Source organism: Sphingobacterium sp. HMA12, assembly GCF_002933815.1.
Taxonomy (GTDB): Bacteria; Bacteroidota; Bacteroidia; order Sphingobacteriales; family Sphingobacteriaceae; genus Sphingobacterium.
Genome location: NZ_BEYR01000006.1, coordinates 323,869 through 338,303, shown reverse-complemented (window position 1 = coordinate 338,303; position 14,435 = coordinate 323,869). Strand labels below are relative to the sequence as shown.

The following is a 14,435-nucleotide window of genomic DNA, read 5'->3' as shown; positions in this document are numbered from 1 at the left end:
AGTGGCAATACTTGTAAGTAAAAAGCCAAAGCGCGATTATTTTAGCTTTGGCTTTTAACAGTATATATCTTTCGGATTTTTTGATTTTATCAAGTTTGAGCGGTTATTTTAATCCGAATGGAATAGTATAATTAAATGATTATGAATTATTTCCAGATACGATTATCTATACTCCCTTTTTTGGAGTTATCTAAATCCGGGAAAAAAGTAAATCCTGTTGCTTTTTCCAGATCGCTTACCGTCAATCTGTAATTGTCAAAAGTACTTCCGGATGGAGGAGTAATATTGTCTATCTTATAGCCAATGGTATAGTATTCGTCCCCTTTTTTCATCGCCAAGGCTTTGAAATAGTATTTTGGCTTTGCAATATCTTTTCCGTCATTGTCCCGCGCAAAGTCAAGTTGGTTGTCCGTCTCGCTTGTCGGCATTGCTCCTGTTACAACATACATAGTGTCACACTGCGCGGTCCAGGTTCTCACCTTTGTTTCCAGGTTTGCCCAGAGCCCCTGATTGAGACGGGATGCTTGTGCCGTCATATTGGTGAAGTAAAATGTTGTTTTATTCTGCGTTATATTTAGGTTCCGGTCTGCACTGGGAAGTTGATGTCCGCGGTCATAACCTGTTGGTTGAAATCCTTTGAATAAAACTGGCTGGAATGCTGTTGATACCGCGGGGTCAAATCCCCACGCATCGGTGCGATTGCCAGAGCCTAAAATATCACGATATAATGGATAAGCAACCCAGTAAGCCATTTTTAGCGTTTTATTGTACAACATCGCATAGTTTCTTTCTGTTTTTGCCTCGGGAAGAAAGTGTTGTATAAAGACCTCATCATTACTCAGATCGTTCATTTTGGGGATTTCCAGATAAACTTGTGAATTGCCGGTTTCAGCACTCAGTTTACCCTTGTTAATGCTGATATTAAAACGATAAAGATTCCCGCCGATCAGTTTTTTTAACTGCTCATTTTGCGGTGTTGTCCAGGTGTAATGATCGCCATTCGAAGCTATAAATTTAATTGCCTTTCGGGTGATATCCTCTCCAGGAAGCAGTATGAATTCTATCGTAGCGGTTTGCTTGCCGCTCAATGTTACTTTTGTTTGAATATCTTTTTTTTCATTCGGATTGACATGCAACTTTCCCGTTGGGAGGTCAAATCCTGCTGTTGTATGTACCGATGGAATGCTGACTGTAATCGGACCGGTTTCCAAAGCGGCTGTATTGGTAATGGAAAGTTGAATGGAAATCTTGCTTAACTGCCTTACAAAATTAAGCGGGATGGTATTGTTCGTCCTGCTCATGCTTTTTGTCTTGCTCGCATACATGAAATCCAAAGCCGATAGATTTGTTTGATCACTTACATCGATGGGGTATTGAAAATCGCTGATGGATCTGTAAGGATAATAGGCAATAAAATCTACCTGTTCATTGGGTAAATAACTGGGTGATTTACTTTGAAATATATTGCCATTTATATTAAATAGACGATTGTTGATTCCATTCACAATTGAACTTGAGCTTAATGCCTGGCCGGATCTGACCATGTAGACCCCGATTTTATCATCCTTGTTCCATGAGGTTCCTGTCACATCCGTATTAATTTGGCCCACGATGATAGGCGTAAATTGTAGTGCAGTCTGTTCGATTCGGGAATTATTTTTTTGACATGAGTTGAAGATAAGCAATGCGGTCATCAGGTAAACTATCCGGCACATGGTATGCTGTGGAACAGCCATAAGCTTGTAAATCATATTGATCGTTAGTGTTTGTGAATAATAAGACGGCAAAAGTAGCTAGAAAAACTAAACAAAAAGGGCGCTAACCTGCATTTTTGCTTCAATAAATATTTCGCAAAAGTATGTGTTTGATTCTTAGGTATAATTCTTTTGTTTTTTGTGAATTTTTGATCGGTTTTTAATGTATTTCAACTCCTTCAAGCTGCGGTATTTTGGTCCTTATTTGATTTTGTGCAGGTTTACGAACAATGACGGAGAGTGTATTCATTGTTATTTGGAAGGTATATTTTAAGGACTTTTTATTGAAATTTTCCTAAAGCAAAGAAAATAGCACAATGTTTGCTGTTAATGCCCGAACATATATTGATTTGATAATTATTAATCTGTACAGATAAGAAATGAAAGGAGTATTTGAATTAAAAGGACAAGTGAACAGGCTTTGTGTGGTTTTATGTGCATTGGTAATGGTTTTTACATTGTCCAGTTGTTTTGACTTTGTCGAACAGATTGACCTTAAGCCTAACGGTTCGGGGCATATCGCAGCAACATTGAACCTAAGTAAAAGTAAAACAAAAGTCTCGTCCTTGATGAAGATGAAAAGTGTTAAAGGGATACAGATACCAACGCAAGCTGAAATGGAAAAGGAGATTCGGGCTGCGGTTCAGTTGCTTAAACAGACGAAGGGGATCTCTAATGTACAGTATCAAACAGATTTCACAAACTTTATTGTCAATATTTCTTGTGACTTTAGTCAGATCGAGTCGTTAAATGCTTTTTCTGATATATTGGCCAATCGGTTTAAGACGAAGATCTCAAACTCAAATCGATATTATTATAATGCGCAGACCAACATATTTGAACGTAAATTCGTAGCCTCTAACACTTGGAAGGCTAAATTCAATCAGTTGGGAAGCGATAACACGGCGCAATTTGCAGATGCTTTTTATACCCAGATCATTCGATTCGAAAAACCGATCGTATCACAGGAGAATAATAAAGCAAAAGTTGCCGCAAACAAGAAGGGAGTACTATTAAAGTTATTATTTACTGATCTGGTCTACGGTAAATCTACTTTGGCAAATAAAATCACATTAACAAAATAACCTATATGAAATCAAAAATTTTATTGACTGGACTGGCATGTTTTTCCCTGATGGGGAGCGTGAAGTCGCAAGATCTAATTAAGCTCATTCCCGAAAATGCTGAAATGATCGCAGCCTTTAATGTGAAGGAAATTGTTGAGAAGGCAAATGCAAACAAATTGAACGAGTTGCTTCAGAAAGCCGGCCTCTTCAAACAGATTGAAAAGTCGGGTGGTTCAGTTGGGAATGATATCAAAAACCTAGGTATTGACCTTACGCAGACGTCTTATTTCTATAGCAGAAAGACAGATAGCGTGAGTTTTATCGAGTTTATATTTCCGCTGTCCAATAAAGGTCAGTTTGAGAAATTATTACATGATGCAGGGGAGTCTAAACCCTTTGCCAATGGTTATTCAAGCATAGGGCTGAAACCGGGGAGTATGGTGGTTTACAACGACCGAATGGCGCGTTTTATTTCCTCGACAATGAATACTACTTTCTTCGACAACGACTCTGTTGCAAACCGCTACGGGATAAAAAAGGTAGCCTATATGGCTCCCGCGGCTGATGCATATTCTCCAGAGATAGATGATTCTGTGGCGGCAGTTGTGGATTCGACTGCGGTTGCGGTAGGTTGGGAAGAAGGCGAAAAGGAAATACAGCCACTGAGCCCGCCGGCAATTATAGAGAGCGTGCCCGATACGCTCGTGGCAAGTGTGGAGGAAGCTGTGCCAGTGCCAATGGATGTCGCTCCGGCGGAAATGCATGACCCAAGTTATTATGATTCACTCTATACAGCCTATGAGGATCAAAATCGGAAAAATGATTCCATACGTAATGCGCTTCGTGATCAATGGCTGACAGGAGAAGCTACGCGTTTGCTGTCTACTTCTTATAAACCGCTGTCTGTTTCGGATCAGAATAAAGTGCTCAAAAACCTAGGATTGATCCGTCTATATGTACCGCATGTTGAAGAACTTTACCGCGGCCTTATGCCTTATAAATCGATTCCTTATCTCTATATGGGCATTAATATGGATAAGTTTAGAACAGGATATCAGGATGGTGTTCTCGATTTATCGCAGGAAGGGAATGTATTGAAATTAAAAGGCTCGATGGGCTTAGATAAGGATCTAGCTGAAATGTCCAAACGGTTTTATGCCAGAAAGCCAAATGGAAAATTCAGTAAATATTTGACCGATAAAACGCTTGGGTTCTTCAATTTTAATATTAATTCAGAAGCATATTTACGTGATATGCCTAGTTATATGGCCAAATACTATGGCGGATTATTGGGGCCTCAGCAAGATTTAGTTGAATGGGGACTGATGGCGCTTGAAGTTGCGCTAGATGAGAAAGCAATTGCACAGGTAATGCCGGGAGATCATCTTTTTGTGGTCAATGGTTTGCGTAAATTTAGAAAAGAATACATTGATTATACCTATGACGATGATTATAACGCAACGGAAGTGAAAAAAACAAAGGATGAGACCTTACCGGTATTTATCTGGATGTTTACTTCGAAGGATCAACGTCTGATCAAAAAAGGACTGGATCTTGCGATTGCCAAAGCCTTAGGCAAAACACAAGATGGTATCTATGCATTTTCTTCAAAAAAAGCACTGGATTTCCCAATGTACGTGCTACTGAAAGATGATTTGGTGATGGTAAGCAATGATTCTTTATCGCTACATGATATCCGCCAAAATAAGATGGCTGCCCCTGCGAACAAAGATTTTATTAAGTTGATGAAACAAAATAAAATGTCAGCAGCTTTTGACCTGCAAAAGTTGCCCGCCATGCTTCAGGAGATGGGCGTTAGTCCCGGAAGACAATGGGACAAAACTGTTGCACAACTGAATCAATATGGCAGTACGGCAATTACCTCGAAAGGAATTGTGGGCAACCGTATGGAGGCAGAGATGTCTTCCAAGCTGCCACAGACAAAGGATGGAGCAATTAGTTATATGATTGACCAGATTCTATTGGAGATCGATAAATAAGATGGTTATACCGAGCATCAAACAATTTAATTGTAAAATTGTTTGATGCAAAGTTTGTAATATTATGGTTATATTTTTATAATGTTAATATAATGTTGCGCGATTTTAGACGAATAGTGGTATTTTTGTAGTTTGTTATTTGCAAATAATAGAGTAAAAAAAGATTTATACTATAATATGGGGATATTTTCAAAACTGTTTGGAAACAAAACTCAAGATTCAAAAATAAAGGTTGTAGGTACACTCGCCTTTTTAGAAGTGGATATGCATAACCATATCCTCCCGGGAATAGATGACGGAAGCCAATCTGTTGAACAGTCAATTGATTTATTGAAGGGCTTGGGAAGAATGGGATTTGAAAAATTTATCTGTACGCCGCATATTATGGAGGGGGTGCATCCGAATTCAATCGAAACAATTGAGGATGCCAAAGACAAGCTGCTGAATGGTATAAAACACCTGCCTACTATTCCTGAGATTTATCCTGCTGCTGAGCATATGATAGATGACGGAATTGCAAGGTTGATCGATACCAATGAGCTTTGTGTGATGCCTGGGGGATATGTGCTCATTGAAATGTCTTATCTACAGGAATCCAAAGCGTTATTTCAAACTATTCTTGATATTCAAAAGCTTGGCTACCAGCCTATATTGGCGCATCCGGAGCGTTATAATTATTACCACTATAATTTTAATATGTACAAGCAGATTAAAGATGCTGGTTGTATGTTGCAATTAAACCTACTGTCGATCAGCAGATATTATGGTGTTGAGGTGAAATCGGCAGCTTTAACGATGATTAAATCAGGTATGTATGATTTTGTCGGAACGGATGTACATCATAATCGTCATTTGACTGCGCTGGAGGAGATCGTTGCGAAATATCCCGTACGCGACTTATTAAAAACATGTAATATCTTGAATCCGACGCTTCAGAATCATTTGGGAAGCAATAATAATGTCATTGCTGCAGGATAAAGGAAATAAAATTGTACAATACAAAGATGCTCATAAGGCATCTTTTTTTGTTTCTGTTAAATGCTTATGTATGCCGATAGGACGGATTTATCGTGTGCTCCTTTGACCTTAATTGGTTAGCTGGATTGGTCGAAATTATTTTCGTTTATGCATGTGTTTTGTAATCATGGAAATTTCGAAAATTTGGCTACTTTTGGATTTAGCATTTTTCATATGAGAGGAAACAGAATTTTTATTCAAGATTGGATTGCACACCATACTTACCAGAAAGCAAACGATATAGATAGTTATTACTTAAAAGTTGCCAATCAGATCAACGATAATTTATCGACATTGTGGTTTGAAGAGCCGGAAACGAATGACCTAATTCAGACTGATGCCTTAAAAACATTAAGTATTTACCTGACCTGTTATTTGGAGGATGTAATTGCCAATACAGGGATATTTGCAGCTTTTAGAACCATTCATAAGGGACTGTACAATGAGTTCCTTCCTTTCTACAAGGACAGCAATCTGTTGGATTACTATCCTGAGGATATCAATAGCGAAGATGTTGCTGTATTAACCTGGTTATTTTTTAGTGAACGCAATCCCCACTTGTTTATCGATCCTCATGGCCGTTTGATCCAGTTGATAACGGATCTTACCTATGCTATTTTGGAGGAACATTATGAAGTGGCTCCTGAAAATCCAAAGTTAAAATTGGAATATACACTAGATGAAAATGCGAATTATTTTGAGGTTCGTAATTTTATCGAAAAACTTGTCGCAACAAACTATCTGACAGCAGGTGAGTATAATACCAATCTTAACCATCTGATGCAGGTTGCAGAATTGGGCAGATATCAGCATGATCAGGCGCAATTGCAGCAAATGATCTATCGTGTCCGTGATAATCACTTCAACAACTATAGACTGCACTTATTTGCCCTTAAATCATCTGAATTTGTTGCGGAAGTGGTTGGTAAGGGACATGTGCTCTATAGTTCCATCAAAACGCTGGAGAACCGCATCCATAGTTTTTTTGATTATGTAAAAACGGATGAACAGTTTGTTCATGTAAAACATATCCATACAAAAACGGTATTCAAGATTTATAAAGATTCAATCCAGGAATTTGTGGAGCCTACTGCGGCACTGTCTTTTTATATGGAAATCGTTCCTTGGAAAGATGCTTGGAATCTATCTGGAATAATGACGGTGGTCAATCCGGAAGAAGTGAATTTCGATCTTCCGGAACAATATGAAATGACCTACCGCATTGAAGCGATGAACGGCAAGGACAAGAGCTTGAAAAAAACGGAAAAGCAATTGAAAGATATGGGTAAATTATTCCAGTCTGAGCAAAATGCCGCTGTAACTTTTATGGAGGGACGAGAGGTGAAAGATTTTGCAAACAAATTCTTTCAAAGATATTTGCAAAAGTATCCAAGCAAAGAGGAATCATCACTTCCAGAATCGAATTTGGATCTGACAGCGGATGCGAAAGTAACTGTTTTCTTCAATCCAAAGACAGGTTTAGAGGTATTTGGTGGAATAGAAGAATTTTTTCCGTTGGAACATAATCCATTTATTGAAAAGCAAAAGGAAGAGGAAGGAGCTCAAGCAGAGGTCCCATTTGCCCGTTATTTCTTGAATCTTTTGGTTGAAGACTTCTTTCCTAGTGAATTACCAAAGTACTACGCCAACTTATTCAAAACGGAAGTAGACAAACAATTCTTCTTCCCGTTGGAAGAGCCGGTACTGGATTTTTTCCTTCGTTTCTATAAAAGAGGAAGTTACTTTTTGGGCCCGTTCCCGCTCATAAAATAACGTTATCTATTTAGCGAGTATACATTTTTTAATCCCATTGGAGATCCCAATGGGATTTTTTATTGAATTTAATCTTGTTGCAGGAATCGACTTCCTGACCTCACAACAATACGTTTATCAAAACTTCTGGAATCTGCAATACAAGAGTTAATTGTATGTAAACTAATTGTAGTTAAAATGTTATGATTACTGACGGCGGCACGGAGCTTTGAGCGATGGAGCATTTTCATTCAAATATTTTGAAAAATTCTCCCTAAACTTGTAGCATCAATTATAAGTGATGAAGGATGCCTATTGAAAATAACAATATCCCAGATTTTAAAAATTTCTTTTTGTCTTATAAAGACAAGGTATATAAATATGCCTTGTTACATCTGAAAGAAGAGAATGCCGCAGCTGATTTAGTACAGGAGGTATTTTCTCGTATTTGGAATAAATGGAGGGAGTTGGATGAAACCAGAAATCCTCAGTCTTACTTATATACCGTTGCCAAAAATCTTGTATTTGACGAACTAAGGAAGCAAAAAGTGCGGTTTCAGTTTAACCTTGATGGGATTGATGCTTCCGCTTTGGTGGATAATTCAAACGAAGAATCCATCCGTTTTAAAGATTTGGAGCGTGTATACCGGGAAGCAATCGGAAAACTCCCGAAAGCGCGTTTGGAGATATTTCTGTTGAGCAAGGAAGAGTTTTTGGATAATCATGAAATTGCCGAACGCTTGGGTATTTCTGTCAATACCGTCCGCGATCAATTGGTCAAGGGCAATAAGTTTGTACGGCAGTATATTCTGGATAATTTTGAGATTTCAACCGCTCTATTAATCTTCTTAACTATTTTTTAGTGTAGCATCGTCTTACCATCTTTCAGATACGTATATGTATTTAAAAGATCGCGAAGATGATGGATCCCAAATTAGCTGCATTATACAAAAAATATTTACTGGGGGAATTGACCCCACAGGAAAACGCCATATTTTTAGATTTACTGACTTCTTGCGATAAGGATGATTTACCCGATTTGGAAGAGGTAATTGCATTGGATGACAGTACCTGTGATTTGGGTAACTCTATATCGGATGATATTTTTTATGCGATTACTGGAGCTGAATTAAATCCTAAAATTCAACCAATTTGGCGGCGCAAAAGGGGCCTACTTGCGATCGCAGCAACATTATTACTCGCAGGTTTTGTTTTTCTTTTTTCTCTTGTATTTAAACCGATACAGCGGGAAGCTAAGTTTACTACAATTCAATATTCGAATCCAACAAAATTTGTTAAGCGTATTATTTTGTTGGATGGCACGCATATCTCCCTGCGTCAGGGAGCTAATATTTCGGTGTTATCTGATTTTGCTGTTGACAGCTTACGAAAAGTGAAATTGTCCGGAGAGGCATTTTTTGAAGTCGCCAAAAATCCCAACAAGGCATTTGTTATTGTCAATTCAGGCGATTTTGACGTGCGGGTTTTGGGTACCGCATTCAATTTGAAATGTTCTCCTAAGCAGACACACCTGGTTTTAAATCATGGTAAAGTTAAGGTTAAGCATGGTGAGCAACATACTGTTATTCTTCCTGGGCAGCGGGTAGATTATGACATGCTTCATAAGCAATTTAATGTCACTGCTGTTGATACGGTAACAGCATCCAATTGGAAAAGTGACTTCTTATCCTTCAATCAAGTTCCACTTTCGCAGATTGTGAATGACCTGAACAATCTCTATCCGAATTATAACTTAGAATTGATTGATTCCTTTCAAACAAAAAGTTTTACCGGCTATCTGCCGGCAAGTGATCTAGAAAAATCATTGAAAATTCTCAATACAGCGTTTAATCAAATAATTATCCATAAAAAGTAATTTATGAAAAGAACCAATTACTATTTAAAACTTATGGGAGGAGCACTGCTATTTCAATCTTTAGCGCTTCAGAGTATGGCTTCCCAATTTTCTACCAGTGAAGGTATAGGAAAGATCCTCGCCCGAATGGAACAGAAATTCAATGTCAAATTTGGTTATGATGCATCTATATCTGATCAAAAAATCAATGCGGCCGCTAATGTTGATCACCTCAAAAAAGATCAAATTGTGCAGTTTATACAGACGATTTCAAATGGAAATCTTGAGGTGAAGAAAATTGATGATAAACTCTATGTCGTTTCTAAGAAAAATATATCGGCTTCCAAGGATGAAAACGGACGGACAATAAACGCCCAAGAGGAGGTACGTGGCAAGGTTGTCGATCAGGAGACTGGTTTGCCTATTGCCGGAGTGACTGTCCGGGTCAAAGGTTCGAGCGTCGCTTCGACAACCGACCAAAATGGGTTATTCAAGTTGCCATCTGTAACAGAGGGTGCCATGCTTCAAATTTCCTATCTGGGATATGAAACAGTTAATATTCCAGTGTCGCAGGCGGGCACAATAAAATTAGCTAAGTCATCGGAAGCACTGGAAGAAGTTGTGGTAACAGCCTTGGGGATCAAGCGTGAGCAACGGGCTTTGGGGTATGCAACGCAGAGTGTAAAAGGTGAGGACCTAACGCGTGTAAAAGGCGTCGATGTCGGAACGACCTTAACCGGACGTGTTTCGGGCGTACGGGTATTAAATAGCACAGAATTTAATAAAACACCTGAAATACAAGTGCGCGGACTGACTCCAATTCTAGTAATCGACGGTGTGGCCTACGAAAATATGGATTTGAGGGATGTCCCTGTGGATAACATACAAGACATGAATGTCCTGAAGGGAGCAACTGCTACAGCACTTTATGGTAGTAAAGGAGAAGGTGGAGCAATTATGATTACCACGAAAAAAGGACTAGCTGATAAAGGAACCGAAATAACGGTTAATACCAATAATATGTTCTTTTCAGGTTACCTTGCACTGCCCGAAGTTCAACATAGTTATTCCTCTGGCGAATCCGGAAAATTTAACAACGATGATTATGTATGGGGGGATAAATTGGATATAGGCCGTACAGCAGAGCAATGGAACCCGATTACAAAAGCCTATGAAGTACAAGAATTGACATCCCGTGGGAAAAATAATTTTAAAAATTTCCTTGAGCCAGGGTTTATATCCAATAATACGGTAAGTTTTACAAATCAAGGTGAACATGGTAGTATACGGACGTCAATTAATCATATTTACAACAAGGGACAGTATCCGAATCAGAAGCTGAATTTGACAAATATTTCGGTGACGGGGACTACTAAAATAAATGATAAACTTGATTTGGAAGCTAGATTGGGTTATAATCGTAGTTCTTCCTCAACCAATTTTGGATCGGGTTATAATGATCAGGGATATATTTACAACATCCTTGTCTGGACTGGTCCGGAATACGACCTGAGAGATTACAAGGATTATTGGCTCGTTAAAGACCAGTCGCAAAATTGGATGTATAAAGGTTGGTATGATAATCCATATTTGATTGCTCATGAGAAAATCACGCCAGAATTGATCAATAAGATGAATGCTGCGGTGACCTTGAATTACAAAATAAATGGCTGGGCAAAATTTATGCTGCGGTCGGGCTATGACTATTATGGTAAAAGTAGAACACAGCGCAATCCAATTGGTATTTATGGTACTCGCGGAGGTTTTAGTGATTTTAGGGATGATCTGTCTGTTTTTGGAGGATTTGATAGCAAGGGGAAATATGTAAAAGCTAACGATAATGGCTTTAGCACAACGAATGACGCAATCTTAACTGGTAAGAAGAGTTTTGGCGATTTTGGTATAGATGGCTTGTTGGGGGGATCTGTTTTCTATAGCTCGGATCAGACACTGGTTGCGGGTACAATGAATGGACTTTCCATTCCCGGATTTTACTCTTTGCGTAATTCGATCGGTCCAGTGAGTTCAGTAGAAATCCGCCCGCGTCAAATGCGCAATGGTATTTATGGCCGGTTATCACTTTCGTGGCGAAATGCGCTTTTTCTGGAAGCAACCGGACGAAATGATTGGGTTTCAACATTAACAAAAGAAAATCGCTCTTATTTTTATCCATCATTATCTGCAAGCGCCGTAGTAACTGATTTGCTTGCTTCAAAGCCTATGTGGCTAGATATGTTTAAGGTGCGGGCATCATGGGCGGTAACTAAATCTGTCTTGGATCCTTATGAAGTTCATTCGGCTTTTACAGTGAAAGGCAATGTTTGGAATGGGATGCCTACAGCTTCTTACCCGAATATTATCAAGGACTATTCAATTTCTCCAACTCAACGTGATTTAACAGAGTTTGGGTTTGATTTTGCTATTCTGAAAAACCGGATTTACGGTAATTATACGCGTTATTATCGATTGTTACATAATCAGATCGTTAAGGCAAAAATATCAAAAACAACAGGCTTTGAAGAGCGCCTTATTAATACAAAAGAAGAAGAAATGACCAAGGGGCATGAAATTACCTTGGGAACAACAGCGATCAAAAGGGTGAACTTTCAGTGGGATGCTACAATTAATCTTTCTCAGAACTTACGTTATTTTCACAAATTGGATCCAGAATATTCGAAAGATGCTTTATATGTAAAACAGGGGCTTCGTGCTGACTATATTGAATATAAAGATTGGGAGCGCGCACCTGATGGGCAGTTAGTTTTGAATAGTTCGGGTATGCCAATCTCCGCGCAATACGCGAATCAGCTGGTCGGTTATACTGCTCCAAAATGGTTTTGGGGGTTTTCCAATCAGTTCCGTTATAAGGACTTTACATTTGGTTTCAGTCTCGACGGTCGTATAAAAGGAATGTCTTATTCAACAATGAATGCCCGCTTGTGGCAGACGGGCTCACATCCGGATTCTGATACTGAATTCCGTTATGAGGAAGTTGTTAATGGTAATAAGACGTTTATCGCTCCGGGTGTGAAGATTGTTTCGGGAACCGTGAAATATGATAAATATGGTCAGATCACTGAAGACACACGTGTGTTTGAAAAAAATGATCAGGTTGTATCGTATGAAGGATACTATAAAAGGGCTTATTCTGGTCGTTGGAACTACTGGGATGAAACATTCATTAAGTTGCGGGAGCTTTCTTTAAGCTATCGTGTATCGGATAAATTTGCTTCTAAATTGAAGGCAAAAAAGGCGAGTGTTGGTTTAACTGGGCAGAATCTGCTGCTGTGGACAAAAGAATTCCGTTTCTCGGATCCCGATACCGGATCGGAAGACTTGAATTCGCCATCGATGCGTTATATCGGATTTAACGTGAACCTTACCTTTTAACATTTTAAACACTTGTGAAAATGAAAAAAATATGGACATATCTAGCGTTGGGAGGGGTATTACTTTCAACAGGCTGTTCTAAATTTGATGAAATAAATACAAATCCTGAAACGCCTTCAACGGTACGGCCATCAATGTTGGCGACACGAATCGTTTTAAATTTGGCACGTCAGTCAAATACCAAAGGCTTTATGCAGCCATACATGCTTACTAAGGAGATCGCATGGACGGAGTTGACAGAAAGTTATCAATATAATAGTCTAGGTGAGCGGGACATTTCGATGATGGCAATTAATGATGCGCATTTTATGGCAAAATTTGCGACAAACGATGCATTAGCGAATTCCTATAATGGCCTAATGTACTTTGCCCGTGCCATGAAATTTTATGACGCAACGATGAGTGTTGGAGATATTCCCTACAAAGATGCCTTAAAAGGTGAAACGGAAAAGATATATTTCCCCAAATACGATACGCAGAAAGATGTATTTCTTGGGATCCTAAATGAATTGGAGCTAGCTGATAAATTATTTTCTGAAGGTGTAAAGTTTGACGGGGATCCAATTTTCTCCGGTGATATTGTAAAATGGCGGAAATTAGTAAACAGTTTTGCTTTGAATGTACTGATTCAATTAAGCAAAAAGGAAACTGATGGAGAGCTGAAAATAAAAGAACGTTTTAAATCCATCTTAGCAAATAACCCGATTTTCGAGGGGAATGCGGATAATTTTCAAGTCACTCACGAAGACAAGGCTGATCAGACATATCCATTTTATAAGGTGAGTAATAGTTTTGTAATCTATCCCATTGTGTCGACGGAGATCATCGACCGGTTAAAACAATATCAAGATAGAAGGTTGTTTTACTATGCAAATCCTTCTTCGTTGCAAATCGCTAATGGGAAACAGTCTAACGATTTTAATGCGTATGTGGGGACAGACCCCTCCCTCTCTTTCAGTGAGATTGCTGAACTGAAAAAGAAGAATGATTATTCCAAATTAAATGACCGTTATACGGAGTTGGTGAGTGGCGAACCCACACAACAGTATAGCTATGCCCATTTATGCTTTGTTATCGCAGAAGCTGCTGCACGAGGCTGGGTTGCGGAATCCCCTGTCAATTGGTATAAGAAAGGCATCGCTGCTTCAATGAAATTTATTGCGGATAATACGCCTAATACAGCTCAATTTACACATAATATGCCTTTAGATGAGGGCTATATTAATCTAGCAGTGACAACCTATGGAAACCAATTTCCCGTTTCTCCTGAAGGGCAACTGGAGGCGATCATAACACAGAAATATTTAGCAAGCTATTTGCAGGGAGTGATGACACCCTATTATGATTATAGACGAACAGGTTATCCAAAATGGAAAATTAATCCGGCATCGAGTTTGAACTCCGTAGCGCCACAAAAAATTCCTGTACGCTGGCGTTACCCGGCTCTGGAGTATAACTACAATGCACCAAACCTGGACGAGGCAATGAAACGTCAGTATGATGGTAACGATGAAATCAATCAATTGATGTGGATCTTAAAATAGATAATGCCCTGATTTATTGATTTTTTATTATAAAAGCTATCCCCGTGCACCATATC

The 14,435-nt window shown here is 38.9% G+C and carries 9 protein-coding genes; 8 read left to right on the top strand and 1 reads right to left on the bottom strand.

The window, feature by feature from the left end; all coding sequences use genetic code 11:
- Window positions 1–146 precede the first annotated feature (146 nt).
- Window positions 147–1,751 carry a DNA/RNA non-specific endonuclease gene (locus tag HMAT_RS24130; RefSeq protein WP_104385385.1) on the bottom strand — a complete coding sequence of 535 codons (1,605 nt, stop codon included), beginning with the start codon at window positions 1,749–1,751 and terminating at the stop codon, window positions 147–149.
- Window positions 1,752–2,134: 383 nt separating this feature from the next.
- Between HMAT_RS24130 and HMAT_RS24125 the strand changes: the two genes are divergently transcribed.
- The 8 genes from HMAT_RS24125 to HMAT_RS24090 all read left to right on the top strand — a co-directional run bounded on the left by HMAT_RS24125 (window position 2,135) and on the right by HMAT_RS24090 (window position 14,379).
- Window positions 2,135–2,839 carry a hypothetical protein gene (locus tag HMAT_RS24125; protein WP_104385384.1) on the top strand — a complete coding sequence of 235 codons (705 nt, stop codon included), beginning with the start codon at window positions 2,135–2,137 and terminating at the stop codon, window positions 2,837–2,839.
- A 5-nt stretch (window positions 2,840–2,844) separates the two neighbouring features.
- Window positions 2,845–4,821, top strand: a complete 1,977-nt coding sequence (locus HMAT_RS24120; protein WP_104385383.1) for a DUF4836 family protein — start codon at window positions 2,845–2,847, stop codon at window positions 4,819–4,821.
- Between the two features lie 177 nt (window positions 4,822–4,998).
- Window positions 4,999–5,799, top strand: coding sequence for a tyrosine-protein phosphatase (locus HMAT_RS24115; RefSeq protein ID WP_233789557.1), 801 nt, complete (start codon window positions 4,999–5,001; stop codon window positions 5,797–5,799).
- Window positions 5,800–6,012: 213 nt separating this feature from the next.
- Window positions 6,013–7,611 (top strand): DUF3843 family protein, encoded by a 1,599-nt coding sequence (locus tag HMAT_RS24110; protein ID WP_158656097.1) that lies wholly within the window; start codon window positions 6,013–6,015, stop codon window positions 7,609–7,611.
- Between the two features lie 287 nt (window positions 7,612–7,898).
- A complete protein-coding gene (locus HMAT_RS24105; RefSeq protein ID WP_104385381.1) occupies window positions 7,899–8,453 on the top strand; it encodes an RNA polymerase sigma factor in 555 nt (184 codons plus the stop codon).
- 56 nt (window positions 8,454–8,509) lie between these two features.
- Window positions 8,510–9,466 (top strand): FecR family protein, encoded by a 957-nt coding sequence (locus HMAT_RS24100; protein WP_104385380.1) that lies wholly within the window; start codon window positions 8,510–8,512, stop codon window positions 9,464–9,466.
- 3 nt (window positions 9,467–9,469) lie between these two features.
- Window positions 9,470–12,835, top strand: a complete 3,366-nt coding sequence (locus HMAT_RS24095) for a SusC/RagA family TonB-linked outer membrane protein (protein ID WP_104385379.1) — start codon at window positions 9,470–9,472, stop codon at window positions 12,833–12,835.
- Window positions 12,836–12,855: 20 nt separating this feature from the next.
- A complete protein-coding gene (locus HMAT_RS24090; protein WP_104385378.1) occupies window positions 12,856–14,379 on the top strand; it encodes a SusD/RagB family nutrient-binding outer membrane lipoprotein in 1,524 nt (507 codons plus the stop codon).
- Window positions 14,380–14,435: the final 56 nt, after the last annotated feature.

Excerpts from the sequence above, each read along its gene's own strand:
- HMAT_RS24130 (WP_104385385.1), bottom strand. The coding sequence starts at position 1,751 with ATGATTTACAAGCTTATGGCTGTTCCACAGCATACCATGTGCCGGATA.
- HMAT_RS24125 (WP_104385384.1), top strand. The coding sequence starts at position 2,135 with ATGAAAGGAGTATTTGAATTAAAAGGACAAGTGAACAGGCTTTGTGTG.
- HMAT_RS24120 (WP_104385383.1), top strand. The coding sequence starts at position 2,845 with ATGAAATCAAAAATTTTATTGACTGGACTGGCATGTTTTTCCCTGATG.
- HMAT_RS24115 (WP_233789557.1), top strand. The coding sequence starts at position 4,999 with ATGGGGATATTTTCAAAACTGTTTGGAAACAAAACTCAAGATTCAAAA.
- HMAT_RS24110 (WP_158656097.1), top strand. The coding sequence starts at position 6,013 with ATGAGAGGAAACAGAATTTTTATTCAAGATTGGATTGCACACCATACT.
- HMAT_RS24105 (WP_104385381.1), top strand. The coding sequence starts at position 7,899 with ATGCCTATTGAAAATAACAATATCCCAGATTTTAAAAATTTCTTTTTG.
- HMAT_RS24100 (WP_104385380.1), top strand. The coding sequence starts at position 8,510 with ATGATGGATCCCAAATTAGCTGCATTATACAAAAAATATTTACTGGGG.
- HMAT_RS24095 (WP_104385379.1), top strand. The coding sequence starts at position 9,470 with ATGAAAAGAACCAATTACTATTTAAAACTTATGGGAGGAGCACTGCTA.
- HMAT_RS24090 (WP_104385378.1), top strand. The coding sequence starts at position 12,856 with ATGAAAAAAATATGGACATATCTAGCGTTGGGAGGGGTATTACTTTCA.